This window comes from Flavobacterium sp. ov086 (assembly GCF_900187965.1).
In the GTDB taxonomy this organism is placed as follows: Bacteria; Bacteroidota; Bacteroidia; order Flavobacteriales; family Flavobacteriaceae; genus Flavobacterium.
Map to the genome: position 1 here is coordinate 1 of NZ_FZNL01000009.1, position 25,315 is coordinate 25,315.

Consider the following 25,315-nt stretch of genomic DNA (forward strand, 5'->3'; position numbering starts at 1 on the left):
AGACTTATAGAGACATTGTAATTGAAAGCTTAGATTATTGTATTAAAAATAAAGGAATGATTTTGTACGGTTATGTAATTATGAGTAATCATATTCATATGATTGTACAATCTGAAGATGGGAAATTATCAGATTTGATAAGAGATTTTAAAAAGTTTATGGCGAAGAATATTTTAGAAAAAATTCAAAATAGTCCAGAAAGCAGACGAGAATGGATTTTGGAACGTTTTAAATTGGCAGCGCAAACTCATCAGAGAAATAAAGAATATCAATTTTGGCAATATGGCAATCATGCGGAAGAAATTTATTCAACAGAATTTATGTGGTCTAAGTTGCATTACATACATTTGAATCCTGTGAGAGCCGGATTGGTTGCAAAAGCTTCAGAATATATCTATTCTAGTGCATGTAATTATGTTAATGACTCAGGATTATTGGAAATTGAAAAAGTTGATAATCCAATAGTAAATGTTTTAGATCCGAGATCAATAACTCTTTATAATTTATATTAAGTTTAGTTTTAAAGTCGGAGACTTTGAGAGGTTTTCGTTTTTCTGATTAAATTTTAATAAATGGCGCAAAGTCAGAGACATTTGCGCAGCATGTGTAAAGGGGAGACTTCGGGGAGCGGGGATTGGATGTTTTAATATAGAGGCAGCATTTTTCTCAGAAGGCAAATCGAGTAAATCAAAAACCGTCCACGGAAAACATCTGATTCCGATAATTTCTAAATAACCTTTTGTTCTTAAAACCGCAGGCTGATTGAGTAATCCCATTATAAAAGGCGATGGTAACGGCTGAAAATCTCCATGGATAGAAATACTGCAAGGATTTCCGAAATGAAAAACAATCTCAGCATAACCATCCGGCATTATTTCAAAACTTGATTCTGTTTCTCCAAAATCACTTTTGTCATACCAAAAGCATTTAATCATATCCTGCAATTCTTCGGGAACTTCAAATTCTTGATGTAAAGTATTTAGAGATCGCATATTTTGAATGTGTTAGTCATGAAGATAAAGGCTTTTTTGTAAGATTATGAAACAAAGTTATAAAAAACTATTTTGTAGAATTTAGGATGGGAGAAAGTAGAAGTTTATTATATACAAACAAAGCTCCAGATTTCTCTGAAGCTTTGTTTAGTAATGTTGTAAAGTAGAATACTTAAAAATTGGTATTTACTTTTTTAGAACGATCTGCAATGTATGACATAAGCCATGTTACTTGTCCGTCCTTAACAAAGTATACTTTCTTTGTTTCTAAATTTGGAATGCTTTCCAAGAAGTTCTGAAGAATATTGTTTGCCGAAATAAGGTATTTCTGGTCATATGTGCTTAAAACTCTTGCAATTTCCTTATTAGTTTTAGCAAGGTTTGTAAACTTTACAAAATTATTTTTCAGGATTGCATCATAATTGATAACATCTTCAAGAGTTAGTGTAATATAATGATTTTTAATATCTTCATCATAATAAAGCGTTGCAAAAGCCCATACAGCTCCACCCGATAAATAGATTTTTTCCTTTTTTAGCAAAAGAGGATTTGCATCCAGCATTTCTTTAATCTTTTTGCGTAGAACAGGGTTAAAATCAAAAGATTTTTCCTGAAATGTTGACATATCATTTGCCTGGTTTGGATTTACAACCGTTTTCTTTACCGCATCAGTAAGTGTCATTGTACCAAAATCAAGCTCCAAAGGTACAAACTCCAATTTATTATCTTCAAGCTCGTCAATGTATCCGCCTTTAGTAGTTTGAGCACCAATATCAAGTAGTGAAGCGTTAGAATAATCAACAGGAGGTATAGCACCTTTAACTAGCATTTTAGCTTCTTCGTTGACATTAATAATATCAAAACTTTTACTGGTTAAAGAACTAATTTTATTCTTTAAAACATCAATATTACGAGCAGACGAAAAAACAGGAGCTGCAACTATAAAAATGTTTTCATCGCGAAGTTTAAAATCCTCTTTTATTTTCTTCAATTGATCAACAATTATAACACTAACTTTATTGATATCTTCTTGAGGAAGTTCTCCCAAAGAACCAATATGATCAGCAAGACTAATTCTTTCATTTGCGAAATAAAGAATATCATAATCAGCTTTTTTGATATTATTTACTTCCAGAACAGAAACTTTAATTGCTCTGCGTCCGATTTCAATTCCGGCATAAACATTTTTTTGTGAAAATGAATTAATGGAAAAAAATAAATTTAAAAGAATAAAAAATAAAATTTGGGGTTTGTTTTTTTTAAGCATTGTGTTTAATTGTAGTTAGGGTATTATTTATTTTGAATAAGACTTTAAAGTAGTAGGTTGTGGTATTTGTGTGAAAGTCATAATTTTAAATTGAAAATAACGGTTTTCCGTATAAGATTGCAAATTTATAAAAACATTTACTAACATAAACGCAGTTATTAAGAAAACATGGGATTAAATTATTGTTACCATTTTTTTAAGTTAATGATAATTTATAACGTATTGAAAAAGAATAACTTAGTAAAGAAGAAGCAATAAATCATTTATTTTCACAACTTTTGAATATAAAACGGTGAGATTTTTTCTGGATTTTTGAGAATCATATTCCATATTAAAAACCAATAAAGTAATTTACCTGAAGGTGTATATTGCTCTCATTATGAATGTAAAAGATGTTTTTTTATTTTTTCTTTGTAAGAAATAATTGTATATCTTTGGGTAGGTTAAGATAATGTAGAATAATTTTTAAGTGATTTTTTAGAAAATGAAGAGCATAAAAAGTAATTAATCTAATAGTAAAAATATATAAAAAATTCTTGCGCAAGGATAGACAAAAGCCCCAATTGTCTTTAATTGATTTGAGGTATTAACTAATTTTTTAAAACTTTATGTTATGATAAAAAACATTTTAAACCTAAAAGGAGTAACAGAATTGACCAAAAATGAAAAAAGAAGTATCACAGGCGGTTTGGCTTGTGTTGATGGTGTTTGTCCAAAACCAGGTGCTTACTGCTGTTTTGCCGGAAGCCCTGAAGGAATCTGCAGATTAAATGGACAAGGCTGTTTTTAAGTAAGAGTCTTAAAATTCTCCGCCATTGGAGGATTATAATAAATGTTGCGCAAATGTCTTTTTAGACTTTGCGCATTTTTTTTTTTGCTTTTATGAATCGTAAACTAAGATTATAGTATTGTGACTTTTTTTGGTTTTTAAAACTTAAAAAGTTCAATATCGCATACTTTCTTATAAAATAGAAAATTAAAATCTTTCAACTATTTTTAATCTATTTTGCTGGTTATCATATAAGATAACCATTTTGAATAAAAATAGTACAACCTTTGAATTATCATAAAATGAAAAAATAATTTAAAATAAAGTAATGGAAACTAAAGAAAGTAAAGACTTAGAATATCTTAAAAAATTAATGAGCAGGTATCTAAATACTTTAATGATGCCAGTTGATAATACAGAGTATTATACTGCCGAAATCAAATTATTAAATTATGGAGAACTTGGTTGTGTTATTTCCAACATGCTTAAATTATGCATTCTTGGATTAGATACTGAATCGCAAAAAATCTCAAAGACGATCAAGAATCCAACAATCGATGTGGCTCTTATTTTAGAAGTTGTTCTTCAGTTGTTTCCTGTGGATAAATTTGAGTTACTAAGCTAAATTAACGAGTTGCTTATTGTAGATAATAATAAAGAATCCTGAAATCGTCCATCTTTTTACTGCTCCACAGGTTTTTGATATGTTCCAAAAAAGATCATAAAATAATTAAAATAAAAAAAGCTCCAGATTTCTCTGAAGCTTTGTGCTAGTAGCCCGTAGCGGAATCGAACCGCTCTTACATGGATGAAAACCATGCGTCCTAACCGATAGACGAACGGGCCTACTTTTGTAATGCGGGTGCAAAAGTGCAACTATTTTTGAGATACACAAAATGATTTTTGAAAATTTTTAATTTAAATATTCTAAAAATATCACATTTAAGAATAATCAATCACAAATAAATGGAGTTAAGTATAGTGTATTTATTTGATTAATAATTGATTATTTTACGTTTAAATAGGAGTAAAACCTCTTTTTTTCTTCTTTTATTAAAATGAAAAAAAAATATTTAAATTGAAAAATATTTTTTTTTGAAAGAATATTCCTTATGTTTTTAATCCTTAATTTTAATTAATGTTGTTTCAAATTTATTTCATTTAGGGAATACTATTTCAAATTCTCAGAAAATCAGTTTTAAAGTCAGAGATTTTATGAAGTTTCCATTTTTGAATTATATTTGTTTGAAATGACGTAAAGTCAACGGCATTTGATTAGCGTTGGGATGGTTTATAAGTGAGTTTTTTAAATCTCAAGTTTGAAACAACTAAAGATATTTATTCAATATTATACTCGAAAAATTAGGAAAAAGAATAATTATGAAAGCAATAGGAATTAAAATATTTGGTGTGATTTCTATAGTTTCTATAATCTTGTTTTTTTTATTTTTTTTATTTCTACTTTTTGAAGGACATGTTATAAGAAAAGATATTGAGCTAAATGGTAAAATTACCGTTGGAAAATATATCTCACACCGCCGATTTAAAAAAGGTCAAGTTAATTATTTGAGTTTTAATATAGGTGGCGTAAGATATAAAGGGGAAGGCGGACATCCTCCTGTTGCTTTTTCTAAAAATATTGGAAAATTTTACAAGATTCGTTATTCTGAAAAATTTAAAGGATCTATAAAAGCTTTTTTTGATGAAGAAGTAACAGATACCACAGAGATTATGAAAGCGGGCTTCACAAAAAAAGAGATATATGTTTTGGGAAATGATTCTCTTTATGCTCATGAAGCATCTTTTAAGGAAGAAGTTTTAGCAATATTCGATAGTAAACAATAATCAGATTTTGCGGGATGTTTTTCTAGCTATAAGTTATTATGGATTTTCGATAAAATTTATAACTCCCTTTCAAAAGAGTTCATCGTGAAAAGCAGCACAAATGTCTTTGACTTTGCGTTTTTGTTTTTAAAACCTTAAATCGAATGAAAGTTAGAGATATTTGCAATGAATGGTTTATGGAGAATGTATATTACACTCTTTCTATCTTAAAATAAGCTAGTTCTTCTTGATTTCGTATTAAATTATCTAATCGTTTAAAACCAGCTTTTTGCAATACATTTTGTGATCCGCTGTTGCTGAGATCTGTTATAGCTACAACTTCTTTCGTATTTGTATTTGCAAAACTATATTGAGTTATAGCCTTACATACTTCTGTCGCAATGCCTTTTCCCCAATATTCCCTACTAAGTACATATCCTATTTCTATTTGGCTTGTATTATGTACAAAGATACGAGCAACACATATTCCTATAAAATTATTATTTGTAGCATCGAATATTGCCCAGCGGCTAAGATTTTTCTTTTCATAATTTTCAAGCAATTCATCAAACATCTCCAAATATCTTTCTGGTGAAGCATTAGGAAGGTATTGCGTAACTTGATTGTCTTTAAAAAGATCTAAAAATGTTTGTTTTTCCTGAGGTAAAAATTCACGAATAATTATTCTTGGGCTTTGGTAAAGAGTAGACATCGATTATAGTTAATAGTGTGATAATAATTTAGAAGTTCTTTGCTAAAATTAATAGCCAATTTTTCTTTTGTAAATGCAGACGAATTTACAGAAAATAAATAACCAGAACAAACCTCCCCACTCTCCAAAGTGTGCTATGAGTTTGCGTAATTCATCTAAAGCATGTAAAAAAGAGATTTTACAAAATGATACGAGTGTCTAAATTTCTTGTTTGACAATCGTTGTTTTTCTTTGACTCCGCTCAGGTAGACAAAAATACAAAGTCATACAAACGACAAAAGGTCTGGATTTCTCTGAAACTTTACTTAGTAGTTCGTCGAGGCGATGGATATGAGACCCACCCACGAGCTAAATTTAAAAAAACACCATCTTTTTCAAGTGGTGTTTTTTTTTAGTAGCGGGAACAGGGTCATGCTGAAACTATAATATTTAAATTTTATCGCTTGTAATAAGCAACAATACTTGCTTTTGCTATTGTTTGATTCCAAAGATTAAAACCTACAACAGCGGGATTTGTATTTTCGTTGGTTCCAAGTTTATCCGTTTTAAGTGCATAAACTGTTATTATGTACTCATGAAATCCGTGGCCTATTGGTGGGCAAGGTCCGCCAAATCCTTTAATACCGTAATCTGTAATACTTTGAATAGCTCCTTTAGGAATTAAATTATTCTTTGTTCCTGCATTGGTTACCAATTCATTTACGTTTGCGGGAATATCAAAGACAACCCAATGCCAAAATCCGCTACCAGTTGGTGCATCAGGATCATACATCGTTATGGCAAAACTTTTTGTTCCCTCGGGAGCATTTTTCCATAGCAATTCCGGCGATTGATTTTCACCTGAACAACCAAATCCGTTGAATTCCTGTGTTTTAGAGGCTTCTCCTCCCAGATCTTTACTGGTTAATGTAAAAGTTTTTTGACCAAAAATTGTGCTTGTAAAAATTAAGGATAACACCAAAATTAGATTTGCTTTTTTCATTTTATCTTGAATTAAAATTTTAAACAAATTTAGATTCAGTAAGGTAAAAGAAACTATAGGGAAAGGTTCAAAAAGTATAGCCAGAAGCTCAGATTTTCTGGTGGTGTTTTGGCGTTACGCCATACTTTAATTTGTAAGCCTGTGTAAAGCTCGATAAGTTTTCGTAACCTACTTCGAAATAAACTTCAGATGGATTTTTTTGTTCCTGTTGCAGTAAATATTGTGCAAATTCAAGTCTTTTATTTTGAAACCATTTTATGGGCGATTCTGAATAATGTTTTTCAAATTCTCTCTTGAATGTTGACACACTCATATTACACAAAAAGGCCAATTCTTTCAAAGTCAATTTATTCAGGTGGCTGCTTTCAATAATCGTAGTAAATTTTTGTGTAGCATTGTCGCTGTTTATAGCCAAGGAGTAAAGAAAATCAGTTCCGTACTTTTCTATTAGATAGAACATGATTTCTTCAAACTTAACTTCCAGCATTTTCTTTTGTAAATCTTTTGAAAGTTTTGAGATATCCAGTAAACTGTATACAAAACGCTTTATAAATTCATCATACTCAAAAGCATAAACTGATTTACATACTTTTGATTCGATTTTATGCAATTCATTTTTTTGAATAAATTTTGATACAATTTCATTTTTAAAAAATAAAACGACACTTCTATAATTAGAATTGCCGGAACGTTTTTCAGTCATCAAACAATTTCCTGATTTCATTACCAGAAATTTAGAATCGTTTATGGCTATAGCCGAATTATCAAAAAAAACTTCCTTTGTTCCTTCAAGTAAAAAACTAAAGATATTTTGATTTAAAATGATTTGCTGCTTAGATATCTCTTGTGAAGTGCTATAATTAAAAATTTCAACAAGCTGAGAATTTTCTAAACCCAATTCGTCTGGAAGTATTACGGTATTCATAATATTAATTAGTTGTATCTCTTAGGATTTATAAATATAAACAAAAAAACTCCTCCTGTGGTGCGAGCGTCTCAGTTATGAACGCAAAGTTACTTCAAAGTAATCCAAAACAAAAAAGCTCCAGATTTCTTTGAGGCTTTTTCTTAGTAGCGGGAAGTATTTAAATATCTAACCAGTTTATTGAATATTATATTAGAATTATAGCATGTGCATCGTAAAATTTGATTTTGCAGATTTGTAATATTTTGTTTGAAGAAAAAAACTTATAATTTTCAGTATTAAGTTTTCTGGTTCAAATCCCATCAAGGTTATTTAAAAAAAAATTATGAGAAAAAGAGGTGTTTTTTAGCCTATAACATACGTTTTGCCGTATTTGGGTTTTGCGAGAATTATCGTTTTAATTTGTATTTTTGTTTAGTCGAAAATATTCGGTTTCAAAATTTCCAAACACGGCAAAGCGCGAGAACGTTAGCGTTCATTTTTAGTGAGACACTCTAAAATTTTTAAGAAATGAAAAATATACCGACACTTTATGAATGGGCAGGTGATATGAAAACTTTTGAAACTTTGTTTACAAAGTTTTATGACAAGGTCTTGAAAGATGATTTATTAGGCGAAGTTTTTATAAATATGTCACAAGAGCATATAAAACAGGTTTCACATTTTGTCGCGGAAGTATTTGGTGGTGACAAACTTTATACAACCGAAGATAAAGGAAGTCATTCTATTATGATTGGCAAACATATTGGCAAAATGCTGACCGAAGAAAAACGCCAGCGTTGGGTACATCTTTTATTGCAGACAGCAGATGAAGTAGGTTTAAAAAGCGACCCGGAGTTTCGTTCTGCATTTGTAGGTTACATTGAATGGGGAACACGGCTTGCAGTTATCAACTCACAACTTACAGAAAATTCAATGGCATCAAATGAGCCTATGCCTAAATGGGGTTGGGGAGAAACAGGCGGGCCTTATACTTCAAATGAAAACTAATATAAAAGAAACATCTAAAAATTTTCATCATCGCCTGGGGATAAGGATTTGATGCCGAATAGGTGATCTTAAGGTAGTTTTGATAACAATAACCTGATGTTACCTAAAACAAGTTTAGGTTCATCAAGTTGAATAAAATGTCCTGACTTTATTGTTTTTATATGTGTAAAATCTTTTACTCCTGTCTTAAGTGATTCCTTAGAGTCGTACCATAATTGTCTATCGGCTGAATCATGTTCGGCATCAATTTTCATACTTGTTATTGCGATAACCGGAACGTCAGGCAAATTAGGTAATCCTTCCATATATTTAAAATCTTCTATTAATTGAAGAGTTTCTAATGCTATTCCCGAATTTTCACCATAAGCAGCTTTATAAGTATTATAAAATGAGTCTATTTGACTCTGTGAAAAATGGTTGTACTTTTCGTGAGAAGCATCAACAAATACTAAGCCGGCAACTTTTTTAGGATTTTTTATAGCAAAATCTCTAATAATCAATCCACCTAATGAATGTCCTACCAGGATTACTTTTCTGTCGTTTGCAAATTTATCTATGACCTTTTCAAGTTCACTTCTTAACTTATTGATATTTCTAGGTTCAGTGTCAGATTCTGATTTTCCGTAACCAGCTCTATCATATAATAAAACGTCAGAATCTAAAAAATTAGATATGGACAAGATCTCCGAAGATTTTCCGGTGCTGTACCACGACGTATGATCGTTTCCATGACCAGATTCAAAAACAACTAAATATTTTGATTTTTTTGATACAATGTAGGTCATCAGTTTATGTGTTCCTAAATCGATTACAGTTCCCGGATATTCGGGAGAATCTTTTTTATCATCATCTGAGCAAGAGACAAAAGAGAACGTATAAATTATAAAAGTTAAAAGACATAATAATCTAATAATAGCTTTGTGTAGCTTTGATTCGCGGTGTTTTTTTCTTAAGGTCATTTGTAATTTTTAGTTTTTATTGAAAGTAAAATCGATACAAATATTAGTATTATTTACCATGAAAAAGTTCTGATTTATGAATCCGAACCTATTTAAAACAACTAGAAATTTCCTGTTTGTAAAAAATCATACCACAGCGAGGATTGCTTTTTTAAATTCAGATGGAGTTTGATTCGTCATTTTCTTAAAAGTAGTATTAAAGACTGTTTTAGAATTAAAACCAACTTCAAAAGCAATTCCCATTAAACTCAAATACTCCATATTAGAATCCTGAATCATTTTTTTTGCTTCCTCGATTCGATACGTATTAATAAATTGATAAAAATTTTCATTACAGCCTTTATTTATTATATAAGACAGCAGATGAGTTGAAATATTCAATTGTGAAGCCAATTTAAATAAGCTTAACTCCGGATCCAAAAAAGGTTTTTTATGATCCATTACCTGAAGTAAAATTGATTTCATTTCTTTTAATTCATCATCAGAAATCAATTTTTTCTGATTGCTTTTCAATCCGGAAGTTTCATTTATAAGGATGTCAATTTCTTTTTTTTCTTCATTATTAAGCGGTATAATTTCTTTTTGTTTTAAAGAAAAATAGGCTATAATAAAAATGCAGACAAGATAAACCAGACCAGCAAAATTGTCAAATAAAACACTCGTTTTTGCTAATTTAAAAAAAATATCAATTAACCAAAGACCAGTAATTATCAACACGCATATCACTACTTTTTGTAGCCATTTTAAGTTGATAGTATTCATGTTAGAAGTGTACAGAAACAATTTTTTTTGATAAGTAGTTATTTCTCTGTACGCCATAATAGCATAAGTAATAACCTGAAAACAAAAAATTAAATTAAAAACTGTAATGATTACAACAGCATTTTTTTTATCAGCATCAGTCGAAGGTTGCTCTAGATTAATGAGGGCTGAAACTAAAAGTAAAAATAGCATTATAAAAGCAAATGCAAAATGCAAATTATCTTTCGTTCGCCATTTTCTGTTAGGATTAACAAAATAAGCAACAGTAAAATAAAAAACCGGGGCTACTATATAATCCGTTAATGCCAAAAAATCATTTATGGGCATTCGTATTTTTAAAAACTCAGTTTTTTCTAATAAGTCATTAAACTGAATAAGGAATATGCACAAAATAAAAGAACCAAACCATCGATTAACCTTACTGTTTACTTGATTAATATTAGCAAAGATTAAAAATGCCAGTAATAAAGTCGTTCCTGCAACAAAGAAGCTGATTAGTTGATCCATTAAAAAAAATAATACATATATGTGTTTGATGTTTTTTGAGAATGATAAAATAAACAAATATATACAAATCAAAGTGTTTTCTTTTGAATTGGTATTCTAATAAAAAATTAGCCCGCTTGTGAACGCAACAGGATGTTGAAAAAGAGGGGTAAAACGAAAAAGCTCCAGATTTCTCTGAAGCTTTTATTTTGATGTTTTTATAAATGATTATTTCTTAAATTTAATATTTTCAGATATGAATGAAAATTATTCGGAAATTATTTATTGATTAATTTTTCAGGTCTTGTCATCATTTCATCTTTCTCTTTCAAGACTTTGAAAATGAGAAAAACTTATTTTTCTTTAATTATAGTAGTGAAAATAGACTTAGCGAAATAGAATTTCAAATGGGAATTGAATTAACTATTGAAAACATAAAAATTGAGATAGGAGAAGATATAAATAAAGCAATTGGAACATTAGAATATCCATACTCAGAAAATGATGATGGAAATTATTTTTTCAATGAGCTGAAATTAAATATTGCGAATGACAAATATATGGGTGGCAATGGAAACAGTTAATCTTCTATTTAGCAAAGGATGAATTAGAAATTGATAAATAAAACCGAATGTTAGCACTTTTTACAATTGATTTGATAATTGGATTAAAGGAAAGTTGGTTTTGTATTTGGAATGATTTGGCAAATTCGAATAATAGGATTAGTTTAGTCCCAAGTCTGCTTGTAGCGCCAGAACGTTACCTCATATTATAACAACAAGACAATTATGGACCACATTGATAATACATATCGAATTGAAAATGCAAAGAAATCATTATTAGGAGTGTCAATTGGAGATGCGTTTGGGGATAGTTTTTTTGGCGATTTAGATAAAATTTCAGAAAGTATTTATTTAAGACAGATACCTGAAACTACATGGGAATTTACGGACGACACAGTAATGTCAATTGCTGTTTTTGATGAATTAGAAAGAAATGGCGATATAGACCAGGAAAACTTACTAAAACAGTTTTGTATAAATCACGATTTAGATACAAACAGAGGTTATGGTGCAACTTTGAGAAGGCTGTTAAGAGAAGTTCAAAACGGTGAGAATTGGCAGGAAGTATCAAAAAGAGCATTTGACGGACAAGGTTCAATGGGAAATGGAGCTGCAATGAGAGTTTGTCCAATTGGTGCTTTCCATTTCGACAATTTTCAAAAAGTGAAAGAATTATCAATAAAATCAGCTGAAATTACTCATTCAAATATTGAAGCGATTACAGGCGCTATTGCGATTGCAATTGGTACTGCATTGACAACTCAAATGAAATTTGACAGGTGTGTATTAACACCAATTGATTTTATAGATAAAATTTTAAAAGAATTACCAGATAGTGACACAAAGTCGAAGATTTCAAAATCTAAAAGCGTACCCTACAATTATCATATTGAGACTGTAAAAAGCATTTTAGGTAATGGTATAAATATGACTGCACAAGATACAGTACCTTTTGCAATTTGGTGTACGGCATATAATTTACAAAATTTTGAAGAAGGACTTTGGAAAGCAGTATCTATTTTAGGTGACAGAGATACTATTTGTGCAATGGTAGGTGGAATGTCTATAATGTCATCAGATGATTTAAAGATTCCTTATTCTTGGACAAATTCGGTAGAAAGTATCGACAAAAGTATATTTAGAAAAAATGAATAACTTGATTAACAATCATTAAAAGTACTGGATGGTAAGGCAATTTGAAATAAAGTAAAACTGTTCATAACAGCTACAACAGATTTAGGCAATTGAGTTAATGGAAATTTGGTTTTGTATTTGGAATGATTTGCTTCACCTATTCGCTATAGCTCGGGTGGCAAATGTGAAGAATAAACTTGATTTAGTTCCAAAATCGCTATAGTATTAGAACATTAGATAGCATTTTAAACACATACACTAATGAAAATATATCTTCCCTTAATTTTGTTGTTATTTCTTTCCTGTAATAATAAACAAGAACGACTAGAAAAAATACTTTTAGAAAAAGAAGGACCGGTTGAACTGGATTACTTTCATATAACTACCCAAAGTTCTGACAAAAGTTATGGCTTTACGGAATCAAATCCAATTAAGGTTGGAGGTCGTTCCGAAAGTATGGGACCAAAAAACGAACGGAGATTTTTGAGTGCATTGAAAGGACCAAATGGCGAAACAGTGAGATTTTATAGACAAGGAAGCTGTTGCCTTTTTGAAACTCCAAATGTGGAAAAGGGCTTTAAGGGCTCGCTTGACATCTATAAAATATATTGGGAAGATATAACAGATACTTTAAAGATTTACATCAATATGTATGATAAAGACAGTTTAATGATTCCCTCAGGTTTAACTTCAAAAAAATGATTTTTTTGAGTCTGGAATTGATCAGGTTTCATGAAAAGCTGCAAAAATGTCGCTGACTTTACGTAGCGTAAAGAACAAGACAAATAATAAAAAAGCACTGAAAACCAATCATTTTTAGTGCTTTTTCGATTCTTTATAATTTACTTATATTATTTCAGTTGAGTAGTATTTACTCTTGTTGGCGTATCTTTTCCGCTAATAATCGAAGAAGAACTTAATGCAATTGATTTTATTATTTGGGTCATGTTATCAATATCCAACGTTTCAAATTCATCATCGGCTGTGTGGTACGTTAACTCATTATCCATTTTTGAAGTAGAAATGGTATGAGCAGGAACTCCAAGCTTGGCTAACGTAGCGTTGTCTGAGCGGTAAAATAATTGTTGGTCTGGATAAGGATCTGAATAAAATGTAAAATTTGTTCCTGTTAAATTAGTTTGTAAAATCTGCCCCATATTAGACTTTTCGAAGCCTGTAATGTAAGCAGAGTTTTTACCCCATTTAGATTCTGTTCCTATCATTTCAATATTGAACATTGCAATCACTTTTTCTGGTGCAAGCTGTTTAGAAAAATATTTGGCTCCATAACCACCTATTTCTTCAGCTACAAATGTGGTAAAAATAATAGTGCGCTCGTTGTTATTTTGTTTTTTAAAATATTTCGCGAGCATAATTACTGCTGTTGTTCCGGCGGCATCATCATTGGCACCATTATAAATAGAATCTGTTGCCGGATGCGGAGCACCTTCTTCAGGAGAGCCTACTCCTAAATGATCATAATGTCCTGAAAAAATCACATACTCATTTGGTTTAGTTTTTCCGGGTAATATTCCAACAACATTATTCAATGTTTTTTTGGAGATTGTATTCGTTAATTCAACAGAAAAAGAGGTCGCTTCTATGGTACCAAAAACAAACACAATCGTATTGTTTCCAGGAGTAGCATTTATTCGATCAATATGTTGAATATTTGGTAAAATATTATCAAATGAAGGGTCAACTAGTACTAAAAGATTTTTTGGACTTTTATAATATTCATTAAATTTCACGCCAAAGTTATCGCCCTTATTGATTTTTACAATAGAAATATCGTTTTTTTCAGTTAAAGAAACTTGAGGAAGGTAGGAGAATGTTACAACTTGATTATTATTTATTTCTTTGCCATCAATAGTAATTTTTGAAGAAACTGCTTTAGAGGCAGTCAGTGAAAATTCTTGTCTATAATTCGTTGCTGAATTGAAAGTTTTCAAACCAATTGCTGCAAACTCTGATTCTATAAAAGCTGATGCTTTGTCAATACCGGGAGTAAAAGTTCTCCTGCCTTGCATGTCATCAGCCGAAAGTATTTTTTCTACACGAGTTACTTCTTTGTTCGTAATAATTTTATCAATTGATTGTCCATGTACATTAAAACATTGACTTAGAACAAAAATACTTGCAATTATTTTTTTCATATTTTACTTTTATAAATAATATTTTGGTTAAACCAAAAGTACATTAATTATTTGCAAAATTTCCATAATGCAAATTGCTATAAACGAAAAAAGCTCCAGATTTCTCTGAAGCTTTATTTTAATGTTTTTTATTAATGATTATTTATTGATTAATTTTTCAAGTCTTGCCATCATTTCATCTTTCTCTTTCAGCATGCGCTCAAACAAAGCAATCTTTTCTTCGTGAAGTTTTTTTAATTCTTCAACAGAATTAATGTTGAATACAGGCTTAGCGTTTCCTATATAGGCATCTTTTTCGATATTAAAGGTATTAGAAATAATATTCACGGCGTGTTCTTCATCAAATTTCTGAAAAGCTTCAACGGGAATTTTTAATGCCTCCGAGATTTGATTAAGAATATCATCTTCAATTATATCTTTTTGCTCCAGCATAGAAATTTTCTTTTGATTCCAGTCATTTCCCAGATCAAAAGCCAATGCTTCTTGTTTGATTCCAAGCATTTCTCTAAAACGTTTAACGTTTCTTCCCTGATGTATTTTCTGTTCCATAATGATTATCAATTTTCTAAAGGCTCAAAGATAAAGCCATTTGGCTTAAAAATTTTGAATTTCAAAGATAAAAATATATCATCTAAAATTGGGTTTGTGCAACTATAAATCGTTAACTAATAATTTGTTTTTTGATAGTAATTCCAATTCGCTTTCTCTCATATCTACTCCCATAATAAAACCAAGTTTGTTCTTATGTGCAACATCCAGTAATGTCAGAAAAGCTTTTGCCAGGTCATTGTCTTCAAAGTGTAAATTTTCTTTATCAAGAAAAAGAAGTTGAATATCTTCATTTGTTATCCAATTTGTAATACCCATACTATCTTGAGATAAAAAATCATTCCAATCATCAAGTTCCTCAATAATATTATAAGAGAGTGTTTTTATATGGATATTAAAATTTCGGGATACGCCACCTTTACCTAGTCCTAAATGCGGATTGAAGTCAGCACAAGTCTTAAATAAATAGTATTCCAAAAATTTACAGAACTCATAATGACCGTCTAAACTGCTTAAAAAAAGATTTTGATTATCATAACTAGTAATTTTATGAAATTCATGGTGAATTTTGAAAGTTTCGTCAAGTGAGTTCGAAATTGAAATAATTCTTTGAATATTTTGTTCAACAAGACTATTTAGTTTTTCAGTAGATAAATGAGAAATACCTCCAGTAGTATAATGCTTTAAAAATTCCAGACAGGATTGAGTTAAATCACCAGTTTTTCCTTTGAGTTCTGGAACTACCTCCTTGTAGAATTTCTTGTCGTCAAATAAATGTAAAGTACGCCAATATCCCATTTTTTTGATTTTTAAAGTATTTAAAAAGAAATCAAAGTATTGGTTTATTAATTTTTTGTTCTCTTGGAGTTCTTTATGAAAAGCTATTAATGTTTCCTAACTTCGCACTCGCAATCTGGATCAAAGTATAATAAACGATACTGATTGTTTTATAAAAGTAAATATAAACAAAAAAAGCTCCAGATTTTTCTGAAGCTTTTACTTAGTAGCAGGAACAGGGAACTCAAACCAAATTTCTTTGAAAATACAGGCTTTTAATTTTTACTAGTAGCCTAACGGGACAATTCTCAAACCATTTTACAGATGATTTAAAAAAAATGAGATATTTAGTAAATGATTATTAGAAAAAGAACTTAACTGCAGTCCTAGTTTACATAATTATTTTATGCTTTATTTTTTTTGTTCATTTTTTTCCTTTAATCTTTTTGCATTCTTTAGGCTATTATTAAGCATCCACTCAATCTGACCATTGACACTACGAAATTCATCATTAGCCCATTTTTCAATTGCTTTCATCGTTTCTGAATCAATTCTTAATGCAAATGACTTTTTTTCAGACATCTTTTTATTGATTTAAAGTACCAGTATTTATTACAGGTTTAGTTTCACTATCGCCACAAAGTACTACCATTAAGTTGCTTACCATTGTTGCCTTTCTATCTTCATCAAATTCTATAATTTCTTTATCTGCTAATAGTTTTAAAGCACTTTCAACCATGCCAACAGCTCCTTCTACAATTTTATGACGTGCAGCAACAACAGCCGATGCTTGTTGTCGTCGTAACATCGAATGAGCAATTTCAGGAGCATAGGCTAGATATCCAATCCTAGACTCTATTACTTCTATTCCGGCAATTTCTAATCGTTGTGTAACTTCATGTTCAAGCGCTTTGTTAACATCGTCAAAATTAGTACTTAATGTTACGGTTGCTCTCTCATCTTCAAAATGGTCATATGGAAAAGAACCTGCAAGTTTTCTAACAGCCGAATCTGTTTGAATTCTAATGAAGCCCTCATAGTTATCAACTTCAAACGTAGACTTAAATGTATCTTTAACTTTCCAGACTAATATAACACTAATCAAAATAGGGTTCCCCATTTTATCATTAACCTTAATTTTTTCGCTTTCAAAGTTTCTTGCACGCAAGGATAAACTCGTTTTATTATAAAAAGGGTTTACCCAAAACAAACCGCTTTGTTTAATACTTCCCTTATAATCTCCAAACAATAATAGAACTTTTGAGCTGTTCGGGCCTATTACGATAAACCCCTTGGTTAAAAGAATAAATATTAGAAGTGAAGTTACTGCTAATATCATATTGTTTGAGATAAAACCATAAAGCGCTACTGCTATTGATAGTAATAGAATGACAACAACCAAATAGCCATTAAAGGGTATTAAAACTTTTTCTGTTTTCATAATGAGTAATATTTAAATGATATTAAATTGATATCATAAAGATATGTATTATTTTAATGTGAAAACATTTTTTATACTTTATAAATCTAAAAATAAAAGATATGGTTGAATTAAAGGATAAATAATCCCGATAAAACAGATTTGCAATTTGTGTTCTTGAAAAAATCAAAAAGGACTTAAAACAAAAAAAACTCTAGATTTCTCTGAAGCTTTGTCTTAATAGTTCTCCACAGCGAAGACTTGAACCTGTGTCCGCCGCGGCGGATATGAGCCAGACGAGCTATAAACGAAAAAAAAAACACGAACTTTTTCAAGTGATGTTTTTCTTAATAGCGGGAAGTATCGAAAAATCTAACCACTTTATATGCGAAATTTATTTTTCGTTGACTACCCTAATTGAACATTGCTGTAAAGTAAAAATAGAATTAAAGTTAAATCCTATCAGGTAAATTCAGTACGAGACAATTTTGAATTTTATGAACTCTTTAAATTAATAAATCTAAAACCTTTGGTGAAACTTTCAAATCGGATCGGAATTTTAAAATGCCCTTTATGAAATGTCTTTTTAATTCTTTTGCATTGCATATTGAAAATGGAGTATTAAATGTAATGGCTTTATAGATTATTGTGTTTTTGGAGTTGTCGAAATAATATACACAAATATCATAACCTACATCTTCACCCTCAGATAAAACTACATCATAATTTTTCTGATCGGGATTTGGATATAAAGACTCAAAAGTTAAGGATTCAATAATTGTTTCATCTTTATAATGGTGTAAACCATTTTGATCAACTATTACTTTGGTGATTTTGTTTTTTCTGATAGTAATTGTACCCTTTAATACGACATATATCAAAAAAGATAAAAGAATTAGGGATAGTATGGCAGAAGAAATTTTAAATTCAACAGATTGCCTTGCAGATTCAATAATAACTATCTCTAAATTAATTATTGCTAAAATTATACTCATAAAAATAAATGCTCCTAGAGCCTTTACTATAAAAGTTGTTTTTGTTGATTTTAATGATTCTATTTTTGAAAATTCATTATTCTGAAAATCCATTTTTGTTAAAAGTTAGAAATTAAAACATTACAGCTGTGAAGCAAATTTAAGAAAGATAAATTTATTATTCAGATTAACTAATATTTTTGCTTAATCCCCAACTTTTGCGCATGATCCATATTTATGCTTAATTTTTGCTGCTCCACAGGTTTTCGTGTTGCTCCCAGGTTTTCGTGTTGATCCCAAATTCGTCCATAAATATAAAGTGCTATAAACGAAAAAACACCAACTTTTTCAAGTGGTGTTTTTCTTAGTAGCCCTAACGGGACAATTCTCGAACCATTTTACAGATGATTTAAAAAACTTAAATCCAATTTAGACTTTGCCTTGCGAAAAGCTACAGATTTCGCTGAAGCTTTTACTAATAAGTTGAACTAGTCATTCTCGAGCTATTTAGAATTAATTACAAATTAGATATTTTATTTTAATAAATTATTTCCAAAAAGATGATCGTACAATTTATTTTTATCTATAGGAGCGTTTTTCTTCAGAGGTGTCATGATGAAGATATATAGCTTATCTTCATTATTATAAAGTACTATGTTAGCATTTATGTTTTTTAATCCATAATATTCTATTTTGCTATATATTACCTTTGAATCTTGATTGTTAATTTTGATGATATAGTTACTGAAATTTAGATTAAAGCTTTTTATAGTGTCATTATTTACTTGGTAATTTATCTCATTATCTGAAAAAAAATCTATGCGATTAATTTTATAGTCATCTTTAAATATTTCCGGACTCAAATTAACTTCGAATAAACCTTCGTTAATAGTAGAAAAATAACCTGGTGTTGGATAATTAGTTGATTGGTGATTATTAAAGGTACAATTCTGAGAAATATTTTTAAGTTTTATGACCATTAATGAGTACTTTGATTCAATTTCATATTGTGAGATAATTGAATCATTCTTTAAGACATAGGTACCAATACAAACCTCGTGGTTTTTAAAGGGTAACAAATTTTTTATTTTCATGCTGTTGGTTGGAACGAAATTCATTTCGTTCATTGCATTCATTTCTTTTTCTATTAGATTTTTTTTGCAACCCAAAAAAATAAAAAGCAATAATATAATACAGATAATTTTCATGTTAATTTTATTTAAAGCTAAGTTATTTAATTTCCTGTAATTTAAAATGCAAAACGAGGAATTACTGTCATTTCTTCTACTGTTTGTTCTTCAGCTAAAAAAAGAAAAAAAATAGCCAGTGATATTTTTTACAAATTATGTGAAATATAAAATTTGTAGAAGATCAATTAATTTGCTTTTGGTAATGTATTATGCCTATGATTAACTAAACGGGACTCGAACCAAGTTTTATTGAAATTACAGGGGTGAAGTATTTTCGATAAATGAAAGTTAAATTTATCGAACCAAAAAAAGCCTGAGAAATCTAGATTTTTCAGGCTTTTAAATTTATTAGTAGCCCTAACAGGACAATTCTCGAACCATTTTCATGAGGATTTGGAAAGGATAAATACAACTTAATCAAGTGATGCATTTATTGTATAAGGTATCGAATACAGACATCTAATTTTTTTTCCATTTTTAATGCCAGGACTCCATTTTGGAGATAACTTTAAAACTCTAATTAACTCTTTTCCACTTCCATACCCTATATCTCTAAGGATTTTTATATCAGATAAACTTCCATCTTTTTCAACTACGAAAGTTGCATAAGCTCTTCCTACTATATCTTTTTCTTCCAGTTTAAAGTTATTATTTGCAAAGTCATAAAATTTAGCTATTCCGCCAGGAAATTCGGGCTTAACATCTATACCTACAATATTATATATTGTATCGTCTAATTTACCATCCTCATCTTTTTCATAAATGATATCCCATTTATGATCATATGTTTTTCCTAAAAAATTATAGGATACGACATCAGAAACTTTTATAATCCAATATCCTTTATTGTTTTTAAATAGATAATAATCTGCAAATGAATTATTATTCGTATTTTTTAAAGAAACGGCTTCTTTATAACTTTTATAGTCTGATACTAATTTTAGACCCCCACTTCCAATTACTTTTGAATTTTTAATATATAAGAAGTTTTTATCAGCTATAAAGGAATTAAAAGTTTTTGTTGAAGCCACATCCATGTCTGGAATCTTCTGTAATCCAAATTCGCGAGTGTAATAATAAACACTGCTGCGATTTTTAAAATAACCATCTTGAATATTTTGAAAGTCAACGCCATCAATGGGTATCAGCTGACCTTCGAGATAAACTTGATTTACCTTTTTTTCAAAATTGTAATTGTAAGGAATTAGATCCTGTACGCAAATCGAATATGGCTCCACCCATTTACGTTTGGTGTAACCTTCTGGAATTTTTAAAGTAATATCTCTTACTGCGGTATTAGTTTTTTGATTTTGACCGTTTGCAATTGAAAAAAGACTTAAGAATATTAAAATTATTGTTTTCATGAATTTCTTTTATTGTTTCGAATCAAGTAAATTGTTTTGTTTTTTTAATCAAACAATCATAAGAACTTTTCTCATCTAATTTAATTATTTTATGATGCCAATTTCTCATAATACATATTCATTTAATTTATTTCATAATTGTTTACCATATCAGACATTGAGAATTTTTGTTTAAGAGAATCACTTATTTTTTCATATTGATCTAGAATACCTAATCCTATACTTTTGTCTAAATCAGTTATTTGTTTTGCACTCATTGAAAGTTGAGTTTTATCAGTTTTTATGTGTTCTTCGTATTTATTAAACATATCTGGCCAAGGGAATATTAGAAATTGATTTGGAACGGGGTAGTATTTTAGTACCGACATACCAAATTGATCTCGATTTGGCTTTTTCATTATATCAACATTGTGAAAATTGTAATAGAAGAAGACTTTAGAAGAATCAATATTTGTAAAATAGTTTTGTCGGTCTAAATTTTTAGTATAATGATTTTTGTATGTTTTTTTCTTATTTCTATCATTAAAATAATATTTGTAGTATATTACAGAAGCTACTTTTATTCCTTTAATGGTATTAATTTTTTTTAAAAAAGGGTCATTAAACCTTTTGAATTTTTGGGAGTTTGTTTTTCTAATATAAAAAGCAATCTGTTTTGAATTAATTTCATAACCTCTATCATCGGCTTCATAATATTCGGAAGTACTGTACCCTTTTATTAGTGGAAGAATAAAATCAGTACTTCGAAGTATGTTAAAATTTTTGATGAAAGGATAAGCTTCTTTTTGAGGTGAAAAATCATTTCTAAAAATATATGGAATGTTTTTATTTTTTTCTAATTCAAAATAGGGATTAATTATTTCTATTTCTAAATTTAATTTGCTGATTTCTTTTTTTATATAGTCTTTAAAAAGATTGTAATTTTCTTGGTCAGTTGGGAATATTGCTATTTTATATGAATCTTCAACATAAACATTCTGAGTAGAACTTTTAAATGTTTCAGATTCAAAACTATATGAAACATTTAAAGGATTATAAAGCTTTAATTTCAACTCTTCAGGTAATCCTTCCACATTCTGAAACCCTTTTTCATTATATTTTTTATGATAAGCCATGACCGTATTATACCCAGTTGGTATTTTGTCAAAATAATAGTACTTACCTTTTTTGTCGTATTGACTCGTAATGGCAGGAATTTCAAAACCTTCAAGAGTTACTTTTGCATCATCAATATTTCTCCCTCTTTCAGCATCTTCCAGATAAATCTTTATTGTATGGTTATTTTTTTGCTGAGCGCAGATACCTAATGATAGGAATGAAAAGACAAGCGTAAATAACCATTTCATAGTAATGTGGTATTTATTAAATTGATTTGAGATAAATTCTGCTTTACCGGAGAACTAATCAGGGAGTAATAAAGGAATTGATTTCATCAAATTAACAATAAAAAAAGTATTTTGATGAGTTAATTTCCCTTTATACTATAGATGTTATAAAATCGAAAAAGGTTGGGATGGAATTGATTTTTTTTTGAACTATTTGCTCTAATATAAAATATAATAGATTTCACATTTTAGATATATCTAAGATAAACTTTCAATTTGATTTTTTTCAGTTAACTTAATGGGACTCGAACCAAATTCACCTGAAAATACAGGAGTTTAAAATTTTAAGAAATTGAAACAATATTTATCGAACCATAAAAAAAGCCGAGAAATTTAGATTTCTCGGCTTTTAATTTTTACTAGTAGCGGGAACAGGACTCGAACCTGTGACCTTCGGGTTATGAGCCCGACGAGCTGCCTACTGCTCTATCCCGCGATGTTTCGGGTGCAAAGATACGCCGTTTTTTGAGAAATCCAACGAAAAGATTAAAAAATGTTTTATTTTCTGTATTGAGTTGATATGACTACCTTTGCAAAATAAATAGTACACAAATGTCACATAAAGCAGGTTTTGTAAACATCATCGGGAATCCAAACGTTGGAAAATCAACGTTGATGAACGCCTTTGTTGGAGAAAGATTATCAATCATTACATCAAAAGCACAAACAACTCGTCACCGTATTCTTGGAATCGTGAATGGCGAAGATTTTCAACTTATATTATCGGATACTCCAGGAATCATCAAACCGGCTTATGAAATGCAGGAATCGATGATGAACTTTGTAAAATCGGCTTTTGAAGATGCTGATATTTTGGTTTACATGGTCGAAATAGGGGAGCAGGACTTAAAAGACGAAGCTTTCTTTAATAAAATTATCCACGCTAAAATTCCGGTTTTGTTATTGTTGAATAAAATCGACAATTCAAATCAGGAGCAATTAGAGGAACAAGTAGCATTCTGGACTGCAAAAGTGCCAAATGCTGAAATTTTCCCAATCTCGGCTTTACAGAATTTTAATGTACCGGAAGTTTTTGGAAGAATTATCGAATTATTGCCGGAATCTCCAGCATATTATCCTAAAGATCAATTAACAGACAAACCAGAACGTTTTTTCGTTAACGAAACAATCCGTGAGAAAATCTTGTTGAATTACAGCAAAGAGATTCCATATGCGGTTGAAATCGTTACAGAAGAATTTTTTGAGGATGAAAATATTATCAGAATCCGTTCGATTATTATGGTGGAACGCGAAACTCAAAAAGGAATTATCATTGGACATAAAGGTGCAGCTTTGAAAAAAGTAGGTACTGAAGCTCGTGCTGATCTGGAAAAATTCTTTGGAAAACAAATTCACATTGAGCTTGTTGTAAAAGTGAATAAAAACTGGAGAAGTAATGCTAATATGCTAAAACGTTTTGGGTATAATCAATAGGAGTTTTTTGTTTCAGGTTTGAAGTTTCAAGTTTCATGTTTGAAATGAGAAATTGAAACGTTTAGTATAGAATTGAAAACTGATACTGAAAACTGAAAACCTAGCCCCGATGGGAAGGAAAATCCTTTTGTGCCGGTCCCGAGGCTTCGGGAGGCACAAAAGATTGGAAGGAACAGCGGGAAACAGCTTCTAAAAATACTCCTGAATATAACAGGAAAAACAATAAAAAACTTAGGTACTTAGAAACTTAGTGACTTAGCCACTTTTTTAACTACCTTTGCAAAAAATTAAAATAAAGCATTTTGGATTCCAAGTGATTAGGTTTTTAGGCAGCTAAAAATCTAAAATCTAAAGTCTAAAGTCTAAAATTCAAAAAAATGAATAACATTGTTGCGATAGTAGGAAGACCTAATGTAGGGAAATCAACCCTTTTTAATAGGCTGATACAAAGAAGAGAAGCTATTGTAGATTCGGTTTCTGGAGTTACCAGAGATAGAAACTACGGTAAAAGCGAGTGGAACGGAAAAGAGTTTTCTGTAATTGATACCGGCGGATATGTTCGTGGATCTGATGACGTATTTGAAGGTGAAATCCGCAAACAAGTAGAGCTTGCTATCGACGAAGCTGATGTTATTATTTTTGTGGTTGATGTTGAAGAAGGAATTACACCAATGGATGACGTTGTTGCTCGCTTACTTCGTAAGGTGACAAAGCCAGTTTTATTGGCTGTAAACAAGGTTGATAATGCAATGCGTGAAAAAGATGCTCTTGAGTTTTATAATCTTGGTTTAGGAGATTATTTTACTTTTGCAAGTATTTCAGGTAGTGGAACTGGAGATTTATTGGATGCCTTAATCGAGTCTTTTCCAGAGAAACCAGAACCTGTTCAGGAAGAAGTGGTTTTACCTCGTTTTGCTGTTGTAGGACGCCCGAATGCAGGAAAATCAAGCTTTATCAATGCACTTATTGGTAAAGAACGTTTTATGGTTACAGATATTGCGGGTACAACTCGTGATGCAATTGATACAAAATTTGACCGTTTTGGTTTTGAATTCAACTTGGTTGATACTGCGGGAATCCGTCGTAAAGCTAAGGTGAAGGAAGATTTAGAGTTTTACTCGGTAATGCGTTCTGTTCGTGCAATTGAGCATGCTGATATTTGTATTTTGGTTATCGATGCAACTCGTGGATTTGAAGGTCAGGATCAAAGTATTTTCTGGTTGGCAGAGAAAAACCGTAAAGGTGTGGTAATCTTAGTAAACAAATGGGATTTAGTTGAGAAGGATACCATGTCAACTCGTGATTACGAAGAGAAAATCAAAAAGGAATTAATGCCTTTTACTGATGTGCCAATTTTGTTCGTTTCGGCTTTAACGAAACAACGTTTGTTGAAAGCATTAGAAGCTACAGTTCAGGTTTTCGAAAATAGAAAACAAAGAATCCCAACTTCTAAATTCAATGAATTTATGTTGAAGGTGATAGAAGCTTATCCGCCACCGGCAACAAAAGGTAAATATGTAAAAATTAAATATTGTATGCAGTTGCCAACATTAACACCTCAGTTTGTATTTTTTGCCAATATGCCTCAATATGTTAAGGAACCATATAAGAGATACCTTGAAAATAAAATTAGAGAGAATTGGGACTTTTCTGGAGTACCAATCGATATTTATATCAGAGAGAAATAATATTCTCTTTTAC

At 30.2% G+C, this 25,315-nt stretch carries 26 protein-coding genes and 2 tRNA genes; 10 read left to right on the plus strand and 18 right to left on the minus strand.

Annotated features, from left to right (window positions below):
- Positions 1-512 (plus strand): transposase (locus tag CHB81_RS11455; protein ID WP_089352015.1); only part of this gene is annotated, 512 nt, incomplete at its 5' end.
- Here the strand turns inward: CHB81_RS11455 and CHB81_RS11460 are convergent.
- A complete protein-coding gene (locus CHB81_RS11460; RefSeq protein WP_089352016.1) occupies positions 504-992 on the minus strand; it encodes a DUF6597 domain-containing transcriptional factor in 489 nt (162 codons plus the stop codon). The two genes, CHB81_RS11455 and CHB81_RS11460, sit on opposite strands and share 9 nt — an antisense overlap.
- A gap of 172 nt (positions 993-1,164) precedes the next feature.
- The gene (locus CHB81_RS11465; protein ID WP_089352017.1) at positions 1,165-2,259 is read right to left on the minus strand and encodes an exopolyphosphatase; all 1,095 of its coding nucleotides are present in this window, start codon (positions 2,257-2,259) and stop codon (positions 1,165-1,167) included.
- A gap of 613 nt (positions 2,260-2,872) precedes the next feature.
- On the opposite strand from CHB81_RS11465, the gene CHB81_RS26855 reads away from it, so the two are divergent.
- Positions 2,873-3,049: a hypothetical protein gene (locus CHB81_RS26855; protein WP_158283899.1), complete on the plus strand. Its 177-nt coding sequence runs from the start codon at positions 2,873-2,875 to the stop codon at positions 3,047-3,049.
- 307 nt (positions 3,050-3,356) lie between these two features.
- Positions 3,357-3,653, plus strand: coding sequence for a hypothetical protein (locus CHB81_RS11470; protein ID WP_089352018.1), 297 nt, complete (start codon positions 3,357-3,359; stop codon positions 3,651-3,653).
- 149 nt (positions 3,654-3,802) lie between these two features.
- On the opposite strand, the gene CHB81_RS11475 is transcribed toward CHB81_RS11470, so the two are convergent.
- Positions 3,803-3,874: transfer RNA gene (locus tag CHB81_RS11475), tRNA-Glu, on the minus strand.
- A gap of 534 nt (positions 3,875-4,408) precedes the next feature.
- Between CHB81_RS11475 and CHB81_RS11480 the strand changes: the two genes are divergently transcribed.
- Positions 4,409-4,873: a hypothetical protein gene (locus CHB81_RS11480; protein ID WP_089352019.1), complete on the plus strand. Its 465-nt coding sequence runs from the start codon at positions 4,409-4,411 to the stop codon at positions 4,871-4,873.
- Positions 4,874-5,063: 190 nt separating this feature from the next.
- Here CHB81_RS11480 and CHB81_RS11485 read toward each other — a convergent pair whose 3' ends face one another.
- From CHB81_RS11485 to CHB81_RS11495, 3 genes are all read right to left on the minus strand, one after another.
- The gene (locus CHB81_RS11485; protein WP_089352020.1) at positions 5,064-5,564 is read right to left on the minus strand and encodes a GNAT family N-acetyltransferase; all 501 of its coding nucleotides are present in this window, start codon (positions 5,562-5,564) and stop codon (positions 5,064-5,066) included.
- 436 nt (positions 5,565-6,000) lie between these two features.
- Entirely contained in the window at positions 6,001-6,546 is a 546-nt protein-coding gene (locus CHB81_RS11490; RefSeq protein ID WP_089352021.1) for a YbhB/YbcL family Raf kinase inhibitor-like protein, read from the minus strand.
- Positions 6,547-6,634: 88 nt separating this feature from the next.
- Entirely contained in the window at positions 6,635-7,471 is an 837-nt protein-coding gene (locus tag CHB81_RS11495) for an AraC family transcriptional regulator (RefSeq protein ID WP_089352022.1), read from the minus strand.
- A gap of 510 nt (positions 7,472-7,981) precedes the next feature.
- On the opposite strand from CHB81_RS11495, the gene CHB81_RS11500 reads away from it, so the two are divergent.
- Complete coding sequence (locus CHB81_RS11500) at positions 7,982-8,461, plus strand: group II truncated hemoglobin (protein ID WP_089352023.1); 480 nt, start codon at positions 7,982-7,984, stop codon at positions 8,459-8,461.
- Between the two features lie 68 nt (positions 8,462-8,529).
- Here the strand turns inward: CHB81_RS11500 and CHB81_RS11505 are convergent, their stop codons facing one another.
- Positions 8,530-9,420 (minus strand): alpha/beta fold hydrolase, encoded by an 891-nt coding sequence (locus CHB81_RS11505; protein ID WP_089352024.1) that lies wholly within the window; start codon positions 9,418-9,420, stop codon positions 8,530-8,532.
- Positions 9,421-9,546: 126 nt separating this feature from the next.
- The gene (locus CHB81_RS11510; RefSeq protein ID WP_089352025.1) at positions 9,547-10,689 is read right to left on the minus strand and encodes an AraC family transcriptional regulator; all 1,143 of its coding nucleotides are present in this window, start codon (positions 10,687-10,689) and stop codon (positions 9,547-9,549) included.
- A 386-nt stretch (positions 10,690-11,075) separates the two neighbouring features.
- Here CHB81_RS11510 and CHB81_RS26860 point away from each other — a divergent pair, with 386 nt between their 5' ends.
- The 3 genes from CHB81_RS26860 (at position 11,076) to CHB81_RS11520 (ending at position 13,067) form a co-directional block, all read left to right on the plus strand.
- Positions 11,076-11,252, plus strand: coding sequence for a hypothetical protein (locus tag CHB81_RS26860; protein WP_158283898.1), 177 nt, complete (start codon positions 11,076-11,078; stop codon positions 11,250-11,252).
- Between the two features lie 204 nt (positions 11,253-11,456).
- The gene (locus CHB81_RS11515; RefSeq protein WP_089352026.1) at positions 11,457-12,386 is read left to right on the plus strand and encodes an ADP-ribosylglycohydrolase family protein; all 930 of its coding nucleotides are present in this window, start codon (positions 11,457-11,459) and stop codon (positions 12,384-12,386) included.
- Between the two features lie 240 nt (positions 12,387-12,626).
- The gene (locus tag CHB81_RS11520) at positions 12,627-13,067 is read left to right on the plus strand and encodes a 2-dehydro-3-deoxyphosphooctonate aldolase (RefSeq protein ID WP_254921066.1); all 441 of its coding nucleotides are present in this window, start codon (positions 12,627-12,629) and stop codon (positions 13,065-13,067) included.
- Between the two features lie 149 nt (positions 13,068-13,216).
- On the opposite strand, the gene CHB81_RS11525 is transcribed toward CHB81_RS11520, so the two are convergent.
- The 10 genes from CHB81_RS11525 to CHB81_RS11570 all read right to left on the minus strand — a co-directional run bounded on the left by CHB81_RS11525 (position 13,217) and on the right by CHB81_RS11570 (position 22,616).
- A complete protein-coding gene (locus CHB81_RS11525) occupies positions 13,217-14,521 on the minus strand; it encodes a M20/M25/M40 family metallo-hydrolase (protein ID WP_089352027.1) in 1,305 nt (434 codons plus the stop codon).
- 138 nt (positions 14,522-14,659) lie between these two features.
- Positions 14,660-15,070 (minus strand): helix-turn-helix transcriptional regulator, encoded by a 411-nt coding sequence (locus CHB81_RS11530; protein ID WP_089352028.1) that lies wholly within the window; start codon positions 15,068-15,070, stop codon positions 14,660-14,662.
- 102 nt (positions 15,071-15,172) lie between these two features.
- Positions 15,173-15,868, minus strand: a complete 696-nt coding sequence (locus CHB81_RS11535; protein ID WP_089352029.1) for a hypothetical protein — start codon at positions 15,866-15,868, stop codon at positions 15,173-15,175.
- 390 nt (positions 15,869-16,258) lie between these two features.
- On the minus strand, positions 16,259-16,429 hold the full coding sequence (locus tag CHB81_RS11540) for an Arc family DNA binding domain-containing protein (protein ID WP_089352030.1): 171 nt from the start codon (positions 16,427-16,429) through the stop codon (positions 16,259-16,261).
- Between the two features lie 4 nt (positions 16,430-16,433).
- A complete protein-coding gene (locus tag CHB81_RS11545; RefSeq protein ID WP_089352031.1) occupies positions 16,434-17,288 on the minus strand; it encodes an SPFH domain-containing protein in 855 nt (284 codons plus the stop codon).
- A 485-nt stretch (positions 17,289-17,773) separates the two neighbouring features.
- Entirely contained in the window at positions 17,774-18,355 is a 582-nt protein-coding gene (locus CHB81_RS11550; RefSeq protein ID WP_089352032.1) for a hypothetical protein, read from the minus strand.
- Positions 18,356-18,774: 419 nt separating this feature from the next.
- On the minus strand, positions 18,775-19,449 hold the full coding sequence (locus CHB81_RS11555; RefSeq protein WP_089352033.1) for a hypothetical protein: 675 nt from the start codon (positions 19,447-19,449) through the stop codon (positions 18,775-18,777).
- Between the two features lie 395 nt (positions 19,450-19,844).
- Positions 19,845-20,795, minus strand: coding sequence for an energy transducer TonB (locus CHB81_RS11560; RefSeq protein WP_089352034.1), 951 nt, complete (start codon positions 20,793-20,795; stop codon positions 19,845-19,847).
- Positions 20,796-20,917: 122 nt separating this feature from the next.
- On the minus strand, positions 20,918-22,141 hold the full coding sequence (locus CHB81_RS11565) for a hypothetical protein (RefSeq protein WP_089352035.1): 1,224 nt from the start codon (positions 22,139-22,141) through the stop codon (positions 20,918-20,920).
- 402 nt (positions 22,142-22,543) lie between these two features.
- A tRNA-Met gene (locus tag CHB81_RS11570) sits at positions 22,544-22,616 on the minus strand.
- Positions 22,617-22,732: 116 nt separating this feature from the next.
- Here CHB81_RS11570 and era point away from each other — a divergent pair.
- Together era and der are read left to right on the plus strand one after the other, a co-directional pair.
- Positions 22,733-23,614 carry a GTPase Era gene (gene era, locus CHB81_RS11575; protein WP_041517423.1) on the plus strand — a complete coding sequence of 294 codons (882 nt, stop codon included), beginning with the start codon at positions 22,733-22,735 and terminating at the stop codon, positions 23,612-23,614.
- A 377-nt stretch (positions 23,615-23,991) separates the two neighbouring features.
- Complete coding sequence (gene der, locus CHB81_RS11580) at positions 23,992-25,302, plus strand: ribosome biogenesis GTPase Der (protein ID WP_055094723.1); 1,311 nt, start codon at positions 23,992-23,994, stop codon at positions 25,300-25,302.
- The last annotated feature ends 13 nt before the right edge of the window (positions 25,303-25,315 follow it).

Bases quoted from the DNA above. Each gene is read 5' to 3' on its own strand.
- CHB81_RS11485 (WP_089352020.1), bottom strand. From the start codon at position 5,564: ATGTCTACTCTTTACCAAAGCCCAAGAATAATTATTCGTGAATTTTTA.
- CHB81_RS11520 (WP_254921066.1), top strand. From the start codon at position 12,627: ATGAAAATATATCTTCCCTTAATTTTGTTGTTATTTCTTTCCTGTAAT.
- CHB81_RS11465 (WP_089352017.1), bottom strand. From the start codon at position 2,259: ATGCTTAAAAAAAACAAACCCCAAATTTTATTTTTTATTCTTTTAAAT.
- CHB81_RS11470 (WP_089352018.1), top strand. From the start codon at position 3,357: ATGGAAACTAAAGAAAGTAAAGACTTAGAATATCTTAAAAAATTAATG.
- CHB81_RS11510 (WP_089352025.1), bottom strand. From the start codon at position 10,689: ATGGATCAACTAATCAGCTTCTTTGTTGCAGGAACGACTTTATTACTG.
- CHB81_RS26860 (WP_158283898.1), top strand. From the start codon at position 11,076: ATGGGAATTGAATTAACTATTGAAAACATAAAAATTGAGATAGGAGAA.
- CHB81_RS26855 (WP_158283899.1), top strand. From the start codon at position 2,873: ATGATAAAAAACATTTTAAACCTAAAAGGAGTAACAGAATTGACCAAA.
- CHB81_RS11545 (WP_089352031.1), bottom strand. From the start codon at position 17,288: ATGAAAACAGAAAAAGTTTTAATACCCTTTAATGGCTATTTGGTTGTT.
- CHB81_RS11525 (WP_089352027.1), bottom strand. From the start codon at position 14,521: ATGAAAAAAATAATTGCAAGTATTTTTGTTCTAAGTCAATGTTTTAAT.
- CHB81_RS11560 (WP_089352034.1), bottom strand. From the start codon at position 20,795: ATGAAAACAATAATTTTAATATTCTTAAGTCTTTTTTCAATTGCAAAC.
- CHB81_RS11505 (WP_089352024.1), bottom strand. From the start codon at position 9,420: ATGACCTTAAGAAAAAAACACCGCGAATCAAAGCTACACAAAGCTATT.
- CHB81_RS11490 (WP_089352021.1), bottom strand. From the start codon at position 6,546: ATGAAAAAAGCAAATCTAATTTTGGTGTTATCCTTAATTTTTACAAGC.
- der (WP_055094723.1), top strand. From the start codon at position 23,992: ATGAATAACATTGTTGCGATAGTAGGAAGACCTAATGTAGGGAAATCA.
- CHB81_RS11515 (WP_089352026.1), top strand. From the start codon at position 11,457: ATGGACCACATTGATAATACATATCGAATTGAAAATGCAAAGAAATCA.
- CHB81_RS11460 (WP_089352016.1), bottom strand. From the start codon at position 992: ATGCGATCTCTAAATACTTTACATCAAGAATTTGAAGTTCCCGAAGAA.
- CHB81_RS11495 (WP_089352022.1), bottom strand. From the start codon at position 7,471: ATGAATACCGTAATACTTCCAGACGAATTGGGTTTAGAAAATTCTCAG.
- CHB81_RS11540 (WP_089352030.1), bottom strand. From the start codon at position 16,429: ATGTCTGAAAAAAAGTCATTTGCATTAAGAATTGATTCAGAAACGATG.
- CHB81_RS11535 (WP_089352029.1), bottom strand. From the start codon at position 15,868: ATGGGATATTGGCGTACTTTACATTTATTTGACGACAAGAAATTCTAC.
- CHB81_RS11500 (WP_089352023.1), top strand. From the start codon at position 7,982: ATGAAAAATATACCGACACTTTATGAATGGGCAGGTGATATGAAAACT.
- CHB81_RS11530 (WP_089352028.1), bottom strand. From the start codon at position 15,070: ATGGAACAGAAAATACATCAGGGAAGAAACGTTAAACGTTTTAGAGAA.
- CHB81_RS11480 (WP_089352019.1), top strand. From the start codon at position 4,409: ATGAAAGCAATAGGAATTAAAATATTTGGTGTGATTTCTATAGTTTCT.
- era (WP_041517423.1), top strand. From the start codon at position 22,733: ATGTCACATAAAGCAGGTTTTGTAAACATCATCGGGAATCCAAACGTT.
- CHB81_RS11555 (WP_089352033.1), bottom strand. From the start codon at position 19,449: ATGAAAATTATCTGTATTATATTATTGCTTTTTATTTTTTTGGGTTGC.
- CHB81_RS11550 (WP_089352032.1), bottom strand. From the start codon at position 18,355: ATGGATTTTCAGAATAATGAATTTTCAAAAATAGAATCATTAAAATCA.
- CHB81_RS11565 (WP_089352035.1), bottom strand. From the start codon at position 22,141: ATGAAATGGTTATTTACGCTTGTCTTTTCATTCCTATCATTAGGTATC.